At 63.8% G+C, this 18,279-nt stretch carries 15 protein-coding genes and 1 other RNA gene; 6 read left to right on the plus strand and 10 right to left on the minus strand.

What is annotated here, in order from left to right; all coding sequences use genetic code 11:
• Nucleotides 1-83: 83 nt before the first annotated feature.
• Both VGO04_RS15050 and VGO04_RS15055 read right to left on the minus strand, forming a co-directional pair.
• The gene (locus VGO04_RS15050) at nt 84-491 is read right to left on the minus strand and encodes a carboxymuconolactone decarboxylase family protein (RefSeq protein WP_327496765.1); all 408 of its coding nucleotides are present in this window, start codon (nt 489-491) and stop codon (nt 84-86) included.
• A 121-nt stretch (nt 492-612) separates the two neighbouring features.
• Nucleotides 613-1,254: a hypothetical protein gene (locus VGO04_RS15055; RefSeq protein ID WP_327496766.1), complete on the minus strand. Its 642-nt coding sequence runs from the start codon at nt 1,252-1,254 to the stop codon at nt 613-615.
• Between the two features lie 202 nt (nt 1,255-1,456).
• On the opposite strand from VGO04_RS15055, the gene VGO04_RS15060 reads away from it, so the two are divergent.
• Entirely contained in the window at nt 1,457-1,771 is a 315-nt protein-coding gene (locus VGO04_RS15060) for an EthD family reductase (RefSeq protein WP_327496767.1), read from the plus strand.
• Between the two features lie 187 nt (nt 1,772-1,958).
• Here VGO04_RS15060 and VGO04_RS15065 read toward each other — a convergent pair whose 3' ends face one another.
• Nucleotides 1,959-2,780, minus strand: a complete 822-nt coding sequence (locus tag VGO04_RS15065) for a cyclase family protein (protein ID WP_327496768.1) — start codon at nt 2,778-2,780, stop codon at nt 1,959-1,961.
• Nucleotides 2,781-3,097: 317 nt separating this feature from the next.
• Here VGO04_RS15065 and VGO04_RS15070 point away from each other — a divergent pair, with 317 nt between their 5' ends.
• Together VGO04_RS15070 and VGO04_RS15075 are read left to right on the plus strand one after the other, a co-directional pair.
• Nucleotides 3,098-4,282 (plus strand): efflux RND transporter periplasmic adaptor subunit, encoded by a 1,185-nt coding sequence (locus VGO04_RS15070; protein ID WP_327496769.1) that lies wholly within the window; start codon nt 3,098-3,100, stop codon nt 4,280-4,282.
• Nucleotides 4,283-4,353: 71 nt separating this feature from the next.
• Complete coding sequence (locus VGO04_RS15075; RefSeq protein WP_327496779.1) at nt 4,354-7,464, plus strand: efflux RND transporter permease subunit; 3,111 nt, start codon at nt 4,354-4,356, stop codon at nt 7,462-7,464.
• 24 nt (nt 7,465-7,488) lie between these two features.
• Here the strand turns inward: VGO04_RS15075 and VGO04_RS15080 are convergent, their stop codons facing one another.
• Together VGO04_RS15080 and VGO04_RS15085 are read right to left on the minus strand one after the other, a co-directional pair.
• Nucleotides 7,489-7,923, minus strand: a complete 435-nt coding sequence (locus tag VGO04_RS15080; protein WP_327496770.1) for a DUF1772 domain-containing protein — start codon at nt 7,921-7,923, stop codon at nt 7,489-7,491.
• A 187-nt stretch (nt 7,924-8,110) separates the two neighbouring features.
• The gene (locus VGO04_RS15085) at nt 8,111-8,341 is read right to left on the minus strand and encodes a hypothetical protein (protein ID WP_327496771.1); all 231 of its coding nucleotides are present in this window, start codon (nt 8,339-8,341) and stop codon (nt 8,111-8,113) included.
• 346 nt (nt 8,342-8,687) lie between these two features.
• On the opposite strand from VGO04_RS15085, the gene VGO04_RS15090 reads away from it, so the two are divergent.
• From VGO04_RS15090 to VGO04_RS15100, 3 genes are all read left to right on the plus strand, one after another.
• Nucleotides 8,688-10,094, plus strand: a complete 1,407-nt coding sequence (locus VGO04_RS15090) for an FAD-binding oxidoreductase (RefSeq protein ID WP_327496772.1) — start codon at nt 8,688-8,690, stop codon at nt 10,092-10,094.
• Between the two features lie 263 nt (nt 10,095-10,357).
• Nucleotides 10,358-14,110 (plus strand): AsmA-like C-terminal region-containing protein, encoded by a 3,753-nt coding sequence (locus tag VGO04_RS15095; RefSeq protein WP_414650545.1) that lies wholly within the window; start codon nt 10,358-10,360, stop codon nt 14,108-14,110.
• A gap of 332 nt (nt 14,111-14,442) precedes the next feature.
• The gene (locus tag VGO04_RS15100) at nt 14,443-15,777 is read left to right on the plus strand and encodes a TadE/TadG family type IV pilus assembly protein (RefSeq protein WP_327496774.1); all 1,335 of its coding nucleotides are present in this window, start codon (nt 14,443-14,445) and stop codon (nt 15,775-15,777) included.
• A 35-nt stretch (nt 15,778-15,812) separates the two neighbouring features.
• Here the strand turns inward: VGO04_RS15100 and VGO04_RS15105 are convergent, their stop codons facing one another.
• The 5 genes from VGO04_RS15105 to ssrA form a co-directional block, all read right to left on the minus strand.
• The gene (locus VGO04_RS15105) at nt 15,813-16,514 is read right to left on the minus strand and encodes a hypothetical protein (RefSeq protein WP_327496780.1); all 702 of its coding nucleotides are present in this window, start codon (nt 16,512-16,514) and stop codon (nt 15,813-15,815) included.
• 363 nt (nt 16,515-16,877) lie between these two features.
• Nucleotides 16,878-17,108, minus strand: a complete 231-nt coding sequence (locus tag VGO04_RS15110; RefSeq protein ID WP_327496775.1) for a ribbon-helix-helix domain-containing protein — start codon at nt 17,106-17,108, stop codon at nt 16,878-16,880.
• Between the two features lie 102 nt (nt 17,109-17,210).
• The gene (locus VGO04_RS15115; RefSeq protein WP_327496776.1) at nt 17,211-17,423 is read right to left on the minus strand and encodes a DUF4169 family protein; all 213 of its coding nucleotides are present in this window, start codon (nt 17,421-17,423) and stop codon (nt 17,211-17,213) included.
• Between the two features lie 115 nt (nt 17,424-17,538).
• The gene (locus tag VGO04_RS15120) at nt 17,539-18,051 is read right to left on the minus strand and encodes an SspB family protein (RefSeq protein ID WP_327496777.1); all 513 of its coding nucleotides are present in this window, start codon (nt 18,049-18,051) and stop codon (nt 17,539-17,541) included.
• Between the two features lie 138 nt (nt 18,052-18,189).
• Nucleotides 18,190-18,279: a transfer-messenger RNA gene (gene ssrA / locus VGO04_RS33040) on the minus strand; the annotation flags it as partial.

Consider the following 18,279-nt stretch of genomic DNA (forward strand, 5'->3'; position numbering starts at 1 on the left):
CTTTTATTCCGTTTTCTGCACCAGCCGCACCAAGCCTGTGGAAAGACAGGCGATTTCGAGACCGCTTATTCTTGGGGCGGTGTTCACCCAGGCGTTTTATCGAAAGCGGGATCGACAGGCACCTGGAGAGCCGTCGCAAGCTGGTTGGTGCGGGCGGCAAGCGAGATCACGCGCAACAGGTCGGCATGCTCGGCATCGCTCATGCCCTTGGCCTTTGCTGCCGCCGTATGGGAGTGGGCACAGTAGCCGCAGCCATTGGTGACGGAGACGGCGATGTAAAGCATTTCCTTGACCAGCGGATCGAGCGCAGACGGCGTCGCCATCACCGCTTTCACGTCGCGCCAGGTCTGTTCCAGAAGCTCCGGGTCAAAGGCAAGCCACAGCCACATGTTGTTGATGAAATCGGACTTGCGGGTGGCGCGGATGTCGTCGAACACGGCTTTGACGCGCGGATTGGCTTCCGGGTTGCCGGGTGGGGATACGGTGCTCATGGGGTTCCTTCGCTGGTGGCTCCGGTAGGCGGACGTGCCGGATCGATCGCCTGATGCGACGACGATAGCGGACGTCGCGGCGATTGCCACTCTCTCGTTTGGGGTGCCGTTGCCGATGCGTTCAGTTGGGGATTTGCGAACAGGGTTGATTGTTGGAGCCGAACGGTCCCGTCGTGAACAGCACGCCCTTGCTCGATCCCTGGACGGCGTTGCCGTTCTGCGTGACGATGAAGACCCGGCGGCCGCAGAAGGCGGTTGGCTGCGCGGCGACGACACGTGTCTGGCCGTTGACTGTGACTGTCTTCGGGTTGCACGCCCCATAAGGCGTTGCGGCCATGCGGACGGTTGCCGTGGAGCTGCGGCTGAGAGGAGCGGAACTGCCGGGCGGAAACGTGCCTGAAGCCGTGCCCGCGGCGGCAACGATCGATTGCGTGATCTGATAGTCCCCGCTGCTGTCGTCATAGCGGCACTCTTTGATGGCCCAGATCCAGACGGCAATATCGCGCACGCCGCTCTCAGGGTCTTCGGCTGAAGCCGCAATGGTAAGGGGCGCCAGATCGGGAACGCTTCGGCGGCGGGAGCAGCAATTGCTGTCATTGAACACCGGGTCTGGGTTGCCGTGGTCATCCAATATGCCGGTGATTTCGAGTTTCGTGGTGGGGCCGGTCGTGTCGTCCGCCTGGACAGTCACGGTTCCGCAGCCGGCAAGAAGCGATGCCGCGGAGACGAGTGCGAATGTCAGGCATAACGCATGCGGCACCATGACGAACTCCCCGTCATCGCCCGTACCGCTGCCCAAGATACTCCCGAAGACTTTTGCCCGCAAACGAGCGCCGTCCTTTCACAGCGAGTACGGCCTTGCTCGCGTCAAACTTGCTTCAGCCAAGACCCGGTTGTGCTCTATTGGTCGGTGACCTAGAAGAAGTTGCGGACGCTCGGAGCGGCGTTCAGGCAGGAGCCCGACCATGATCAAGATGAGCGTCTACTATCCGGCCGATGGCGGCTCGAAGTTCGATCACGACTACTACCGCACCCGCCACATGCCACTGATCCAGGAACGGCTCGGCGATGCCTGCCTGCGCTACGAGATCGATAAGGGCCTTGCGGGTCGCGAGCCTGGAAGCGCGCCGCAGTTCGTCGCGGCGTGCCACGTCTACGCGCCGAGCCTCAAGACATTCCAGGAAGCGCTAGGTCCCCACCGCGCCGAGATTGCCGCGGACGTCGCCAACTATACGGACATCGCGCCCATCGTGCAGATCAGTGAAGTCGTTGGAGGCTAGGGTGTTTTCGCGCGTTGGGCGTAGCCGTTGTCCTTTCCGCGATTGGGCACACATGACCCATCGTGACGCGGCCGGTGCGGAACCGGTCGACGATCGGGGACATGTGGTTGCCGTTGACGCGAATACGATCGTGTTCTCGCCAAGCTGGCTTCAGCCAAGCCCTGGTTGTGCTCAATAGGCCGGGGACCTAGGTCAGCGCGAAGACGCGGGCCGGGCCGCCGGTGCCGCCGCGGTGTTTTGGTGCGCCGAGAACAAGCGTCGCGCCCTTGACCGGCAGCTTGTCGAGATTGGCGGCGGCCTCAAGCCCCCAGCGGCCTTCCGGCAGCCAGGCATAGTGGGTGGCGAAATCGGGCGAGGGGCCATGGTCGAGCGAGAGCGTGTCGACGGCGATGCCGGCCGCCTTGCTCTCTTCGATGAGATACTTCGCGGCCTCCACATGGAAACCGGGGAAGTGCAGCTTGCCGGCGCCATCGGCATTGCGGAATTTGTCCGTGCCCATATGCGCGCTCCAGCCCGAGAGCATGGCGACGCAGGCGTTTTCCGGAATCTCGCCATTGGCGGCGACCCAGGCCTTGAGGTCATCAGGTGTCACCTGCGCATCCGCATCGGCGGCCGCCTTGGCGCGGATGTCGACGATCACCAGCGGCACGACGAGTTTTTCCACCGGCAGTTCGGCGACCGAGAGGCCATTGGCCGAGAAGTGCAGCGGCGCGTCGACATGGGTGCCGGTGTGTTCGTTCACCCGCAGTTCAAACATGTTGAACTTGTCCTTCGCATAGTTGAACTTTTCCTCGCGGAAAAACTGCTGCTGGCCGAAGAAGGTCGGGAAGTCCTCATGCAGCTCGTGGGTGAGATCGGTGACTTCAGTGTGCCCTTGAGCCAGGGCGGGTGGGGCCGCACCGACGCTTGCGGCGGCAAGGCCAGCGGTTCCCACCGCTGCGGCCTTGAAGAAGCTGCGGCGCGACAGCATGCGCGCCTTCACCGTTTCCATCACGCAGGCATCGCACATCGTCTTCTCCTCCCCAAGAGACCTGAAAGTCAGGCAGCGAAACCGGCGGGACGTCGCGGCCGGCGGTTGCAGAATAGCGCAGTCCTCGCGGCTGTAAATGGTGATTGTCTAGTGAAACACTATAGAACGCGCGGCGGCGTCGAACGATGTGCAAATACGCCATCATGCCGCCAACAAAATCGCTTTTATTACAATTGCGTAATGATGGCATTCGATCATTGCCCCGACGCGCGCGAACAGGGATACTCCGCCCAATCGGAACGAACCGCCGGCCGCGCCGCGCTGGGGCGTGTTTTATGCTTTATTCGGAGACTTGAATGCGGGTTTGGAAACAGCTTGCGGTGAGCGCCGCTGTGCTTCTCGTGGGCGCAGCCGTCTGGGTGCGGTTTGTGCCCGGCGCCGGTGAAACGCTTGCCGCCATCGGCGTCTCGCACCCGCTGATCGATGCCCTGTCGAAGCCTGGCGCCGGTGGTGGCGGCCAGGGTGGCGAACGCGGCAACGGCCGCGGCCAGGGCGGCAACAATGCCGTCCTCGTCATGGTCAGACCTTCCGGCACGTCCGTCGTCAACGACCGGCTGAACGCGATCGGCAACGGCGAGGCGATCCACTCCGTCACAGTCACGCCAACTGCAACCGGCAACCTTACCGAAATTCTCGTCCGCTCCGGCGAAAAGGTGGCTCAAGGCCAGGTGATTGCCAAGCTCGACAGCGACGACCAGAAGATTGCCGCCGACCAGGCGCGGCTGACACGCGACAGTGCGCGGGAAAAGGTCGAGCGCTACCGCAACCTCAGCACGGCGCGGGCGGTGTCTGCGGTCGACGTCCGCGACGCGGAGATCGCCATGCAGACGGCGGAGCTGGCGCTGAAGACCGCCGAGCTCGACCTCAAGCGCCGCGACATCGTCGCGCCCTCCAAGGGCGTGGTCGGCATCATCACCGTCAATGTCGGCGATTACGTCACGACGACGGCGCCGATCGCCGTCGTCGACGATCGCTCGGAGATCCTCGTCGATTTCTGGGTGCCGGAGCGCTTCGCCAACAAGATCAGCGTCGACCAGCCGGTCACCGCTTTCGCGATCGCCCAGCCGGCCAACCAGCTCGACGGCGCGATCCACGCGATCGACAACCGCCTCGACCAGGCAAGCCGGACGCTCAGGGTGCGTGCGCGGCTCGAAAATCCCGACGATAAGCTGAGGGCAGGCATGTCCTTTTCCGTGACCGTCGCGTTTGACGGCGACACCTATCCGACGGTCGATCCGCTGGCGATCCAGTGGAGTTCGGAAGGCTCCTATATCTGGCGCGTTGCCGGCGACAAGAGCGAGAAGGTGCCGGTGAAGATCATCCAGCGCAATCCGGACAAGGTGCTGGTGGACGCCGCCCTTTCGGAGGGTGACGAGATCGTCACGGAAGGCGTGCAGCGGCTGCGTGACGGCGGCGACGTGCGCATCGCCGGGCGCGAGCGCAAGGAAGAACCGCAGAAGGTTGCGGAGGAAACCAAGTGAGCGGGGGCGACAGTCAGGCGAGCGGCCACGATGGTGGTCATGGGGGCGGTCACGGCGCAGGCGGCGACAAGATGTCCGCCCGCGAGCGCGGCAAGACCGGCTTTACCGCACTCTTCATCCGCCGGCCGATCTTTGCGCTGGTCGTCAACACGCTGATCGTCGTCGCCGGGCTTGCCGCCTGGAACGGCATCGAGATCCGCGAGCTGCCGCAGGTCGACCAGCCGGTCATCTCGGTAACGACGACGCTTGACGGTGCAGCACCCGAGACGATGGACCGCGAGGTCACCTCGGTGGTCGAGGGCGCCGTCTCGCGCGTGCAGGGCATCCGCGACATTTCCTCCACATCGTCCTTCGGCCGCAGCCGCGTGACGCTGCAGTTTTCCGACACGACCGATATCGGCCAGGCCTCCAACGACATTCGCGACGCGCTCGGTCGGGTACGCAACCAGCTGCCCGACAATGTCGACGAGCCGAGCATCGTCAAAGCCGATGCCGACAGCCAGCCGATCATGCGGCTGGCGCTGACCTCCGATACCATGTCGATGGAAGACATGACGCTGCTTGTCGAAAACGAGATCAGCGATCGGCTCGCCGCTGTCGAAGGGGTTGCCGACGTCGCCGTCTATGGCGACCAGGAGAAGATTTTCCGCATCGACCTCGACCAGGCGAAACTCGCCGGGCGCGGGGTGACGGTCGCAAACCTGCGCACCGCGCTGGCGAATGCCTCCTATGACGTGCCGGCCGGCAAGCTCACCAGCGCCAGCCAGGATATTTCCGTGCGTGCCACGGCCGACCTGCAGACGCCGGAGCAGTTCGAAAACCTGATCCTCGTCAACAATGTGCGCCTGCGCGACGTCGCGACCGTCACGCTCGGCCCCGACACCGGCACGACGGCGCTGCGCTCCAACGGCCGCCAGGGCATCGGCCTTGGCATCGTGCGTCAGGCGCAGTCCAACACGGTCGATATTTCCGAGGGCGTGCGCAAGGTCGTCGAGACCATCCAGACGCAGATCCTGCCCGAAGGCACGCAGCTCCGGATCACCAGCGACGACGCCGTCTTCATCAACGGCGCCATCCACGAGGTGGAGATCGCGCTGATCGTCGCCGTCTTCATCGTGACGCTGGTCATCTACATGTTCCTGCTCGACTGGCGGGCGACGCTGATCCCGACCATTTCGATGCCGATCGCGCTTATCGGCACGGTGGCGGCGATCTACATGGCGGGCTTCTCGATCAACATCCTGACGCTGCTGGCGATCGTGCTTGCGACCGGTCTCGTGGTCGACGACGCGATCGTGGTCTTGGAAAACATCGTGCGAAGGCGGGCCGAGGGGCTTGGGCCCCGGGCCGCTGCCGTACACGGCACGCTCGAAGTGTTCTTCGCGGTGCTGGCAACGACGGCAACGCTTGCCGCCGTCTTCGTGCCGCTGTCGTTCCTGCCGGGGCAGACCGGCGGTCTCTTCCGCGAATTCGGCTTCGTGCTCGCCTTCGCGATCCTCTTGTCCTCCTTCGTATCGCTGACGCTCTGTCCGATGCTCGCCTCGCGCATGCTGACGAAGGAGACACATACGGTGCCCGGACCGATGGCGCGCTTTGGCGCGCGGGCGGCCGGCTTTTACCGCGTGACGCTGCGCGCCTGCCTCAATGCGCCGCTGATCGTCTTCGTCATCGCGGGCTTCTTCACCGCCATGGGCGCTGTCGGGTTCCTGACGCTGAAATCGGAGCTGACGCCGACCGAAGACCGCTCGCAGATCATGATGCGCATCAACGCACCGCAGGGCGTTTCGCTCGAATACGCCCAGGCGCAGATGCGCCGCATCGAGGACGGGCTGCAGACGCTGGTCAAATCCGGCGAGATCGACAACATCTTTTCCATCTCCGGGCAGGGCGGTTCGGTCAATAGCGGCTTCATGGTGCTGACGCTGGCCCCCTGGGACAAGCGCGACCGCACCCAGCAGCAGATCGTCGCCGACATCAACAAGGTGACGGGGCGTATTCCATCGGTGCGCGTCTTTGCGATGCAGCCGAACAGCCTGGGCATTCGCGGCGCTGGCAGCGGTCTGCAGGTGGCGCTTGTCGGCAACGACTACAACAAACTCGGCGATGCCGCGGCAAAGCTGGTGCGCCAGATGGAAGACACCGGCCGCTTCGAAAACGTCCGCCTCAACTATGAGGCCAACCAGGCGCAGCTATCGATCACCATCGACCGCGAGCGTGCCTCCGACATGGGCGTCGATATCGGCGGCCTTGCCTGGGCGCTGCAGGCCATGCTCGACGGCAACAGCGTCGTCGACGTCTATGTCGACGGCGAATCCTATCCGGTGAAGCTGCTGTCCTCGACCAATCCGGTCAACGACCCAACCGACCTGCAGAACATTTTCCTGAAGGCCGGTGACGGCAAGATCGTGCCGATGTCGACGATTGCCAGCGTCGAGGAAATGGCGGTCGCGCCGCAGCTGTCGCGGGAATCGCAACTTCGCGCCGTGTCGCTTTCGGCCGGCCTCAAGTCCGACCTCGCGCTTGGCGAAGCGCTGACCATGGTTGAGCAGATGGCCGAACCCTTGTTGCCGCCCGGCTCGCGCATCATGCCGCTTGCCGAAGCCGCGACGCTTAACGAAAACGCCAATGGCCTGTTCGTCACCTTCGGCTTTGCCCTCGTCATCATCTTCCTGGTGCTGGCGGCCCAGTTCGAAAGCTTCGTCAGCGGCCTCATCATCATGTCGACGGTGCCGCTCGGGCTCGCCTGCGCCGTCTTTGCGATGATCCTGACCGGCAATACGCTCAACATCTACAGCCAGATCGGCCTTGTCATGCTCGTCGGCATCATGGCGAAGAACGGCATCCTCATCGTCGAGTTCGCCAACCAGCTGCGCGATCGCGGCCAGGATGTGCGCTCGGCGATCGAGAACGCAGCCAACATCCGCCTTCGCCCTGTCATGATGACGATGATTGCCACCATCGTCGGCGCGGTGCCGCTGGTGCTGGCAAGCGGTGCGGGTGCCGAGGCGCGCATCGCGCTCGGCTGGGTGCTCGTCGGCGGCCTCGGCCTTGCGGTAATCGTCACGCTCTACCTGACGCCGGTCGCCTATCTCGTGATTGCCCGCTTTACCAAGCCGCATGCGGACGAGGAGCGCAAGCTGCACGAGGAAATGGACGCGGCGGCAGCGCTGGAGGTCCGCTGAGCGCCAACCGGCGCTGCGAAGCCCCTACAGTTCGAGCCAGGCGGCGACGAGAAAAATCGTTGCCGCCAGCCCGCCGAGAGCACTGCGCCCGGCGTGCAGCCGCCCCCAGAGCGTGATGAGCTCGCGGACCTCGTGGCCGCCGTCCTGCGGGCGAATGGCCTCCAGCTGCCGGTTCACGGGCATGATGAAGAGCAGCGTGTAGGGCCAGTTCAGGATGATGATCGCGGCACCAAAACCCCACAGCACATGGCCGGTCTGCCCCCAGGCGCTGGCACCGAGGAGACCTGAGACGACGGCGAGCGTCGCCTGCATCTCGAAGCCGCGGCGATAGGAGGGAACCCACTGCACCAGCGCCGCACGATCGTCGAGGTGGAGCCTTGCGGGCTGTTCGGCCCAGTTGATGTAGATGGCGGCGCCGAAAAAGATCGACGCCGTGAGCAAAGCGAGCAGACCCGGCATTTGCGTCTCCTTCCTTCACGCCAATATCATAGCGCAAGGCCTGGAAAACGGCAGGTGTTTTCCGCCGTTTCGCTCTCATACGTAGCGGCGCGTGCCGGAATTCGTTCGGTCTGTCGGGTGACTTTTCGCCATGAGCAAATGGCGTGCGACGCGGCTTGTCCGCGTGCCCGGTCTGACGGCCCTGCGCCTATGTGCCGTCACGGCGCATGGCCAGCGCCGTCGCGCAGAGCACGACCTCGACCTCCTCTTCGAGTTCGAGGCAGATCTGCCGATATTCGTCCGTGAGATCAGGGCGGCCATTGCCCAGCACGAGAGCATCCCGCATGTTGACTGCGAGTTCATAACTGCAGAACAGCTCAATCATGCAATCCGACGATGCCGACGCGATGCTTGCCCTCAGGTGCGGCAAGCGCATCATCAGTCGCTTTCTGCCGATCTCTCCAAGCACGTCACAAGTCCTTCCGCTCGCCGTTGATACGCAAGGGCTTCCCGAATGGATCACTGCAGCAGCGATGGCGGGGGCCTATCTCGGCAGATGGGGCATCTCGTTCGGCTTCTTAAGCGTTGGTGTTTTCAACGCTGTCGGACAGTCTTGTGACACTCCGGTCTCACGTCCGGCGTTTTCCTGGGCTACTGTGCCAATCAAGTGCGCGAGCGTCTGGACAAAGTGATTCCGATTTGCACAGTAGCGCCTTGAAATGACTGCGCTTCCTCTTGCCTCTGCGCGAGGGGGTAGCTCAGGTGCAAGAGGAAGGGCGTTTTCCGTGGCATTGAAGGCAATCAGAGCTGGCGCGAGAAACGAGGCCGGCATAACCGCGGCGAAGGAAGCCTTGGCTGCCCGTTTCGGCGACCGTTTTCAGACGGGCGAGGCGATCCGCGCCCAGCATGCCCACACGACCACCTATATTCCGGCGCAGTTGCCCGATGGCGTGGTGTTTGCCGAAAGTGCGGAAGAGGTGCGCGAGATCGTCCGCATCGCTGCCCGCTTTACGGTGCCGCTGATCCCCTTTGGCACCGGTTCCTCGCTCGAAGGTCATGTCAACGCACCGCACGGCGGCATCTCGGTCGATCTTGCCCGGATGAACCGGGTGCTTGAGGTCAACGCCGAGGATCTCGACTGCCGGGTCGAGCCGGGCATCACCCGCGAAGAGCTCAACACCTATCTTCGCGACACCGGTCTGTTCTTCCCGATCGACCCTGGCGCCAACGCTTCGATTGGCGGCATGGCCTCGACGCGGGCGTCCGGCACCAATGCGGTGCGCTACGGCACGATGAAGGACAATGTGCTGGGCTTGACGGTGGTAACGGCTGACGGCCGCGAGATCCGCACGTCCCACAGAGCGCGCAAGTCGTCCGCCGGCTACGATCTCACCCGGCTTTTTGTCGGCGCGGAAGGCACGCTCGGCATCATCACCTCGATCACGCTTCGGCTCCAGGGCATTCCGGAGGTTATCGCAGGCGGCGTCTGCCCGTTCCCGACGACCGCTGACGCCTGCAACGCGGTTATCCTCACCATCCAGTCGGGCATTCCCGTTGCCCGCATCGAGCTTCTCGATGCGCTGCAGATGAAGGCCTGCAACGGCTATTCCGGCCTTTCCTATGCCGAGACGCCGACGCTCTTCGTCGAGTTCCACGGCAGCGCCGAGAGCGTCGAGCTGCAATCGCGCCAGTTTGCCGAAATCGCAGCCGAGTTCGGCTCGACCGGCTTCCTCTGGACCACCAATCCGGAAGAGCGGGCAAAGCTGTGGAAGGCGCGGCACAATGCCTATTGGGCGCAAAAGAGCCTGATCCCGGGAGCTGCGATCCTGTCGACCGACGTCTGCGTGCCGATCTCGCGGCTGGCGGATTGCGTTGCGGCGACACAGGAAGACAGTGCTGCCCATGGCCTGACGGCGCCGATCGTCGGCCATGCAGGTGACGGCAATTTCCATGTCGGCCTGCTCTTCGACGACAAGGACCCGGCCGACGTTGCGCGCGCCGAGGCGTTTGTCGAGCGGTTGAATGCGCGGGCTCTGGCGATGGACGGCACCTGCACCGGCGAACATGGCATCGGCCAGGGCAAGATGCCGTTTCTTGAGGCCGAGCTTGGCGATGCCTTGGACCTGATGCGCCAGATCAAGCGTTCGCTCGATCCTGACAATATCTTCAACCCCGGCAAGATTTTCGCCTGAGGCGGCGGGGAAGGGCGCCGGGCGCCGCCCTGTTTTGGGGCGATGCGCCGGGGCCAAAGTGTGATACTGCATAGTTCTGAAGTCGGAATCGACCCCGAAGGAAATATGCGGCAAATCAATTCTCTACGGTGCCGTGCTTGGCACCGTAGGCGAGCGTCAGTTCCTGGCGCTCACATCGATTTGCGGCGCGCGGATGCGCCGATGAACGGAATGGGAATATAGGCACGGTGCTTTCGCGAATTCTGCTTGCCGTCGGTGGACTTGTGGTCGTTGCGCTGTTTGCGGCGCTCATCGCCCCGTGGTTCATTGACTGGACGGATTTCCGCAAGGAGTTCGAACGCGAGGCGAGCCGCATCATGGGCAAGCCGGTGGTCGTGCATGGCAGCGTCGATGCGCGGCTGATCCCGTTCCCGACGGTGACACTCAACGACGTGCGTGTCGGCGCCAGCGAAGATGGCGAGCCGCTGATCCAGGTGGCGCAGTTTTCAATGAGTGCGGAGCTTGCGCCGTTCTTAAGCGGCGAGGCGCTGATCTTCGACATGCGTCTCGACCGCCCGAAGGCCAAGGTCAGGCTCCTGCCTGATGGCACGCTCGACTGGGCGCGCGGGCGGCGCGCATCGATCCCGGCCAAGACCGTCGTGCTGGAAAACGTCGAGATCAACGACGGGCAGATCGAGTTCGTCGACGAGCAGACCGGCCGCACGAGGCGCGTCAGCGGCCTTGCCGCCGACGTTTCGGCGCGCTCGCTCGCCGGCCCCTGGAAGGTCGAAGGGCGCGCCGCGCTCGACGGCGAAGCCGGCAGCTTCTCCTTGACCAGTGCGGAGGTGGATGCAGCAGGGGCCCTCAGCCTCAAGGCCCGTGTGACGCCCGACAAGCGTCCCTTCGGCGTCGAGACCGACGGGTCGCTTCGCATCGTCGATTTGAAGCCCGTCTACAGCGGCCGTTTCACCCTGACCGAGAACCGGCCGCAGGGCGAGGCCAAGGAGGCGGACCAGAAAGCGCCGCTGCGCATCAACGGCGACTTCCAGCTGACCAACGAGAGCATCCGCGTTCCGGAGTATCGCTTCGAAATCGGCCCGTCGGACGATCCCTACGTCGTGACCGGCGAGGCGACCCTCGATACCGGCAAGGACCAGAAGTTCCTGCTGATTGCCGACGGCCAGCAGATCGACGTCAGCCGCATTGGCCCGAGCCGCAACAACAAGACCGGCCGCGATCCGGCGATCTCCATGCGCCAGCGGCTGGAGGCGATGCTCGCGATTGCTGCCGACATTCCCATTCCGCAAGTGCCTGGCCGCGCCAGCCTGAAGCTCCCGGCGATCGTCGTCGGAGATACGACCGTGCGCGACGTGCGCATCGATGTGCAGCCCGACGGTGCGGGCTGGGTGATCGACAATGTCGTGGCGCTTTTGCCAGGACGCACGCAACTGGAGGCCAAGGGCCGGCTGAACCTCAAGGGGCAGCGGACCTTCCGCGGCGACCTGCTGCTTGCCTCCAACCAGCCCTCAGGCCTTGCAAACTGGTTGGCAGGCTCTGTCGACCCGGCGATCCGGAAGCTGAGGACGGCAGGCTTTTCGGCCACCGTGAACCTGACCGATACGTTGCAGCAATTTGAGAACCTGGAAGTGGCCGCCGACGAGGCGAGCTTGAAGGGGCGGATCGAGCGGCAGTCTTTCGCCGACCAACAGCCGAACCTGTCGTTGCAGCTCAAGGGCAACCGCATCGATTTCGAGGCGCTGCAGGCCTTGACGGGGCTGGTGGCGGGCGATGCCTCCACCGATACGCTGCTTCAGCATGCGATTGCCGCCGACCTGTCGGCTGACGCGTTTTCCGCCTATGGCGAGGAAGCCAAGGACGTGCAAGCGGTGCTGACGCTGAAGAACGGCCAGCTCCAGGCCGAGCGCGTGGCGATCGGCTCGCTTGCCGGCGCGCAGCTTGCCTTTTCCGGCCGGGCCAGCGGCGATCTGGAAAAGCCTGTGGTTTCGGCCAAGATGAAGCTTGCCGCCAAGAACCTGACGCCGTTCCTTGAAATGATCGGGCGCCATGCGGTCAATCATCCAGCGCTCCGGCAGCTGATCAAGGCGGGCCCCTATTACAGCGATACCGCCTTCGACGTGACGCTGACGGCCGGCAACAAGGAAGGCAACGCCCCGGCGACCTTCGGGATCTTCGGCACGGCCAACGGCACCAAGATCGCCGCCAGCTACCAGGCGCCCGACATGGCGCAGGCGCTTGCCGGCAAGGCGATCCTGCTCGAGGCGACGCTCGAAAACCCGGAAACCCGACTGCTTCTCGGCCAGACGGGTTTTGATCCGCTGCCTTTCGATGCGGACGCCAACGGCATCCTCTCGATCAAGCTGCAAAGCACTGACGGTTCCAAGGCAAACGGGACGGTGACCTTCACCACCGAGAAGACCTCGCTCGCGGCCAAGGGCAGCCTCGATCTTTCCCGCGATCATTTCCTCGAAGGCCAGGCGAAGGTGACGCTGCAGACGCAGGACCTGGAGCCCTATCTGCTCTTGCAAGGCGTGGCCTTGCCGCAAATGGGAAGCGGCCTGCCTCTGTCGGTCTCTACCGATGTTGCGACAACGCCGGAAGCGATTGCGCTGACGGCCGTCGAAGGCAAGGCCGATCGCAACGCGTTTACGGGCGGATTGACGATCGACCGCAAGACGCCGGGGACCGCCACCGGCCAGATCACGCTCGACACGCTCGATCTTGCCTGGTTGGGCGAGGGCATCGTCGGCCCGATCGAAGACGCCAACGGCGCGTTTTCGAAGGGGCCCCTGGCGCAGCCGGCCTGGACCGGTCTCAACGTGGCGCTCGACGTGCAGGCCGGCAAGTTCTGGCCCGGCGTCTATGGCGCCGTCACGGGCTTTGCCGGCAAGATGGAGTGGAAGGGCGACGAGGTTTCACTGACCGATGCGACCGGCGACTGGCTCGGTGGCAAGCTTGGCGGGCGGGTGCAGATCGGCAATGCCAACGGCTCGGGCTTCCTGCGGTCGCGTCTCGACGTGAAGGGCGGGGATCTGGCGCAGGCGGGCTGGGTTCATGCGGGCGCACCCGTGGCGACCGGCACGTTCGACCTTTCCGTTGCGCTTGAGGCCTCCGGTGCGACGCCCGAGGCGATGGCGCATTCGGCGAGCGGTTCGGGCACCGCCACCTTCAACGGCATGACGGTTGCCGGCGTCAACAGCGCGGCCCTGCCGCAACTGTTGGCCGGCGCCGACGCACTGAAGACGCAGATCTCTGCGGATACGATCAGAAGTGAGACGGAGACGGCGGTGTTTTCGGGCCAGTCAGTGGTCGGCGTCGTCAAGGTTCCGTTCAGCATCGCCGGCGGGGTCTTGAGGGCGCAGAACGTGACGGCCGGAGACGGCAACGCCGCCCTGGTGGGTGAGGCGGCCCTGGATCTTGCCGCCGGCCGGATCGACGGCGGCATCGACCTGACCTTCCGGCCGGGCGAAGAAGCGCTTGCAGGTGCCGAACCGCGTGTGCGGATCGTTTATGCGGGCCTGCTTGACGCGCCCGGCGTCAGCCTTGAAGTGGCCGATCTTGCAAACTTCCTGTCGCTGCGCGCCTTCGAGCGCGAGCGTCGGCGCGTCGAGATCCTGCAGGCCAATGTTCTGGAGAAGCAGCGCCTGCGCCGCGAACTCGCGCTCTACAAGGCGAAGGCTGAGGCGCGGGAACTGGAGCGGCGGCGTGCGGTTGCCGAAGAGCGGCGGCGCGCTGCAGGGGCCGAGGAAGCCGCAAGGGTGAAGGCGGAAGCCGAGGCGCGGGCCGAGGCGGAGCGCAAGGCGGAAGCAGAGCGCAAGGCGGAGGCAGAACGGCAGGCGGAGGCGGCGCGTCGCGCCGAGGCCGAGCGGCGGGCGCTGGAAGGGCCGGCAGCGACAGGCGGCGCGAGCCAGGGGCAGCCGCCATCGCAGATCGTGCCCGACGGTACGGGCGGCAGCGCCGGCGGCGCACCTGGCCAGAAGCTGAACTTCGACGTCCTGCCCGACATTACCGTGCAGTAGCAAGCGATCATCGTGATCGAAGGCGTGCCTTCCGGGTTTCCGGGAGGGGCGATCCTGCGTCGCCCGCGCGCCGCAAGTGGGGCTGCATCTACGGCAACGGTCAGTCGCCGCTTCGGCCACCAGGCTCAATCCTCTCGGGCGCAAGTCGAGGCTATTGAGCTCGCCAAATTTTAACGAATCCTGAAGCTGATTCTAAATTATTATTTACTAATGTTGCTGTCCGCGCCGAAAGGGGGGCAGCCTCCTTGGCGCATTGCTAACGGTGAAGCTTGCGGCTCGGGTCCGATCCGGACCGAAGTCGTTGCCGCATGCCGAGGGGGCAATGAAGCAAGATGCGCAACGATACGCAAAAGAACGCCGCCCGTTTCCTCAAGGATGAAGGCGGCAACTTCGCCGTCCTGTCAGCTTTTTTGATGGTGCCGCTGTTTACGGCCGCTTCCGTTGCCATAAACCTCGCCCGGATAAACCTTGAGGCAGCCAAGATGCAGGCAGCGCTCGATGCTGCGGCCTATGCGGCAGTCCGGTTCGACGGTGAAGGGCAGGCCGCGGCGGATGCCGCGGCAATGGCGGACAGCGTCTTCCTTGCCAATTTTGGCACGCCGCAAGGTGTTGACGAAATCGGCACGGAGAATGCCGGATCCGTCGCGACCCAGCCAATCGGCGTGACCTTCGGCACGGTCGGTCAGGAGACGACGGCCACGACCGCTTACACGCTGAAATACGCGCCGCTATTTTGGGGGCTTCAACCCTACACGATACGCCGGCAAAGCGTTGCCGCGCGCATGCCGGGGCGTCAAGCGTGCATCCTTGCGCTTCACCAGACGGCGAGCCGGGCGTTCGAAGTGAGTGGGGGTGCGAATGTCGATACATCCGGCTGCACCATCACCTCGAATTCGAGCGACGCGCAGTCGATCTATCTCAGCGGGTCCGCGACGCTGAAGGCGGAGTGCCTCTACGCGGCGGGCAAGGTCTCGGCGACGCTTGCGCATCTCGAACTGGCCTGCAAGGCCGCGGTGGAAGACATTGCGCCGATCGCGGATCCTTTCCGGTTCAAGAAGATGCCGACGACGGCGGGATGGGTAAATCTTGCCGGCTGCGGGCAGAATTTCGTGGGCGGCGGTGGCGGCAACGGCGACTGCAACGGCACGAGCAAGACACCAAACAATGCGCCGGACGGCTATCGCGTCGAGTTGAAACCCGGGACTTACGGGAGCCTCGACATCAAGGGCAATGTCTTTCTCCGGCCCGGACACTACATCATCGACGGTGGCAGCCTGAAGCTCGCCAGCCAGTCGGTGGTCGTGGCAGATGGCGTCACATTTTTCCTGCTCAACGGCGCGCAACTCGATTTCCACGGCGGGGCAACCTTCCGGATCACCGCGTCGACGAGCGGCGATTGGGCCGGCTTCTCGATCGTCGCGGCCAGGAACAACACCGCAGTCGCCACCATCAACGGCAACAGCAACTCGTCGCTCGCCGGGATCATCTACATGCCGGCTTCGCGGGAGATCCAATATTCCGGCAACGGCAAGACCGGAGGCGAATGCGTGCGCATCGTCGCACAGGAGATCACGATGATCGGCAACAGCAGCTTCCAGTTGGATTGCAAGGCGGAGCTTGCAAACAACACGATCAACAATCCGGGCGCGATCCGGCTGGTCAAATAGCCGGTCGCATTGCCGCCATACCGAACGCCGTCGCCTTAGAAGCGAATGGATAGGCCGAGGATCGGGCCCTGTTGCACGACATCGAAGATGAAGCCGTCATTGCTGTAATCGACGCCAAGAGCGCGATAGCCGGCGATGGCGGAGATCGTGTCGTTGAAACGGTAGCCGAGGCCAAGGCCGACGTCCCAGTCGATATCGGCGCCGCCGCCACCGACCAGGCCCCAGCCGGTCAGGTAGATTTCCGGCGTGAAGTAGTAGGCGCCGCGCACGCCAACCATGCCGTCGACCCAGGTCTTGCTGTCATCGCGGCTGACGCCATCAAGCGGGCCGCCGTGGAAGGATATGGTGGTGTCGACAGACCAGATCTTGGCGCCGCCGACCACGTCGAGATGCGAGTTCTGGTCCTCAAGGACCGTGTAGCCAATGCCGATGAGGCCGGAGAAAGTCTCCGAGTCCACGTCCACCGTGTCGGTAAAGATGCCGCGCGCCTTACCGTCGCCGGAGAGCTTCGTGTAGATAATGTCGCCGAAGATGCTGAAGCGGTCCTTGCGCGCCTCCATCGTCGCCATGGCGGCGAAGTCGAGATTGCTCCAGATGTCGCTGAAGCTTGAGTCGATATGGACGGTCGGAAGGCCAAATTGCGACGTGTCGCCGGAAAGGCCCGCCATCCAGAAATAGGGGGCGAAGGCGAATTGCCAGCCGCTCTCGGTTTCTTCCACCGGTGCGGCAGGCGCCATCAGCGGCGTGATGTCGGCTGCATGGGCCGGCTGAAGAGAGGCCGAGAGAAGGGGCACCAGGCTCAGGCAGGCCGCAAGGCCAAGTCGCGAAGAGATACTCATGAAACGCCTCCCGCTTGTGCAGCTCACGGCCGGGCTTGCAGCGCCTTTCCGTTGACCTGCTTACTTCCAACGCTCACATGCGCGACGGCATAAGCCGCCGCTGCGGCTAAGCGATCATTATATAAGCGTGTTCGAAAACAACCGATTTCGGGAGGAAGCGTGCGCTGAGGTGACGAGAACGGCGGCCGCTGTTGCATGGGCCACACAGTTATCCCGCAGGCGCTAGGCGATTTCTTGCCTTGTCAGCGGTGCGGGGCGATGTCAGCCGATATCGGGCGCGGGTGCCTTTGCCTTCAGCCACGCGAGCACGTGGACCCGCAGCGCTGAAGAAAGGTTGCTGTCGGGCGCGCGCTGGTCGTCGATTTCGGCGATGAGCTGGGCGAGGGGCATGGCCCTTTCTGTGGCGATCACCTTCAGCTCCTGCCAGAAGGCGTCCTCGAGCGAGAAGCTCGTGCGGTGGCCGTGGAGCGTCGCGGAGTGCTTACGGATCATTGCCCGGTCTCTGAGATTGATTCAACTGCCTGGCAATTCGATTCGGGAAGCCGCTGCAAGTCCTTGCTTCGGAATCGCTTTTCGTTGGAAGGCGAGGGGGCGTCAGTTCTTGTCGCCGTCGGTTTCGTCCGCAGAGGGACGTTCGAGCCTGCCCTGGTCGAGGCGGGTTTCGGCCTTGTCGTTCAGTGCCTGGGTCAGGGATTTTTCGGCCTTGGTGCGTCCGAAGGTGATGCGGTTCTGCTCGGCCTGCTTTTCCTTTTCCGTGCGCTCACGGCGCTTGCGGAACTGGCGCAGATTGACGACGTCGCCGGTCATGACCTTAAGGCTCCCTCAGCGCCGCGCGTCCCGCGGGACGCGCAAAGGCCGCTGCATCACTTTGAATTGCCCAATGTTGTGCGCTTCAACCGTAACCGACTGAAGGCTGGCTCGATCAGTTTTTCTTGCGGAAGGAGTCGAGCGAGACGACCGAACCGCCGCCGTTCTTCGGCTCGGTCGGCTTGTCGTCCTTGGCAGACGCCTCGCCATTGTCTTCCGGAACCGGGTAGGCGGTGATCTCCGCCGATTCCTGCTCTTCCTCCTCGCCAGCCGCCACGTCGAACTCCAGTTCGAAATTGACGGACGGATCGTAGAAGCCGCGGATCGCGTTGAACGGGATCACCAGCCGCTCGGGCGTGTCGGAGAAGGAGAGGCCAATTTCGAAGCCGATCTCGGTGACCTTCAGCTCCCAGAACTGGTGCTGGACCACAATGGTCATCTGTTCGGGGTACTTGGCCTTCAGGTGCTGCGAGATGCGCACGCCGGGCGCGCCGGTGAGAAACGTGATGAAGAAGTGATGCTCGCCGGGCAGATGACCGGTCGTGGCAACCTCCGTCAGGACCTTGCGGATGACGCTGCGCAGAGCGTCCTGTGCCAGAATGTCGTAGCGGATGTGGTCCTGGCCCATGAGCGTCCCGTCTTTCCTCGAACTCGATCTTACTGTCTTGCTTGGCTTACTGTCTTGCGTAGGCTTTTCTCATTGCCCATCTGGATTAGACGAGTCAATTATTCAAGCATCTATAGACCATTTCGAAGCGGGGGAGAAGGTGAAGGCTTCTGTTGCCAGGTGCCTTCGGACCCCGCCTTACGGTGCTACCCGGAAGGACTTGATTTGAAGTGTCGCACCGCGATTAAG

The organism is Ensifer sp., from assembly GCF_035999185.1.
Taxonomy (GTDB): domain Bacteria; phylum Pseudomonadota; class Alphaproteobacteria; order Rhizobiales; family Rhizobiaceae; genus Ensifer.

Excerpts from the sequence above, each read along its gene's own strand:
- VGO04_RS15075 (WP_327496779.1), top strand. The coding sequence starts at position 4,354 with ATGTCCGCCCGCGAGCGCGGCAAGACCGGCTTTACCGCACTCTTCATC.
- VGO04_RS15065 (WP_327496768.1), bottom strand. The coding sequence starts at position 2,780 with ATGTGCGATGCCTGCGTGATGGAAACGGTGAAGGCGCGCATGCTGTCG.
- VGO04_RS15050 (WP_327496765.1), bottom strand. The coding sequence starts at position 491 with ATGAGCACCGTATCCCCACCCGGCAACCCGGAAGCCAATCCGCGCGTC.
- VGO04_RS15100 (WP_327496774.1), top strand. The coding sequence starts at position 14,443 with ATGCGCAACGATACGCAAAAGAACGCCGCCCGTTTCCTCAAGGATGAA.
- VGO04_RS15115 (WP_327496776.1), bottom strand. The coding sequence starts at position 17,423 with ATGACCGGCGACGTCGTCAATCTGCGCCAGTTCCGCAAGCGCCGTGAG.
- VGO04_RS15070 (WP_327496769.1), top strand. The coding sequence starts at position 3,098 with ATGCGGGTTTGGAAACAGCTTGCGGTGAGCGCCGCTGTGCTTCTCGTG.
- VGO04_RS15060 (WP_327496767.1), top strand. The coding sequence starts at position 1,457 with ATGATCAAGATGAGCGTCTACTATCCGGCCGATGGCGGCTCGAAGTTC.
- VGO04_RS15080 (WP_327496770.1), bottom strand. The coding sequence starts at position 7,923 with ATGCCGGGTCTGCTCGCTTTGCTCACGGCGTCGATCTTTTTCGGCGCC.
- VGO04_RS15120 (WP_327496777.1), bottom strand. The coding sequence starts at position 18,051 with ATGGGCCAGGACCACATCCGCTACGACATTCTGGCACAGGACGCTCTG.
- VGO04_RS15055 (WP_327496766.1), bottom strand. The coding sequence starts at position 1,254 with ATGGTGCCGCATGCGTTATGCCTGACATTCGCACTCGTCTCCGCGGCA.
- VGO04_RS15085 (WP_327496771.1), bottom strand. The coding sequence starts at position 8,341 with ATGATGCGCTTGCCGCACCTGAGGGCAAGCATCGCGTCGGCATCGTCG.
- VGO04_RS15110 (WP_327496775.1), bottom strand. The coding sequence starts at position 17,108 with ATGATCCGTAAGCACTCCGCGACGCTCCACGGCCACCGCACGAGCTTC.
- VGO04_RS15105 (WP_327496780.1), bottom strand. The coding sequence starts at position 16,514 with ATGGCGCCTGCCGCACCGGTGGAAGAAACCGAGAGCGGCTGGCAATTC.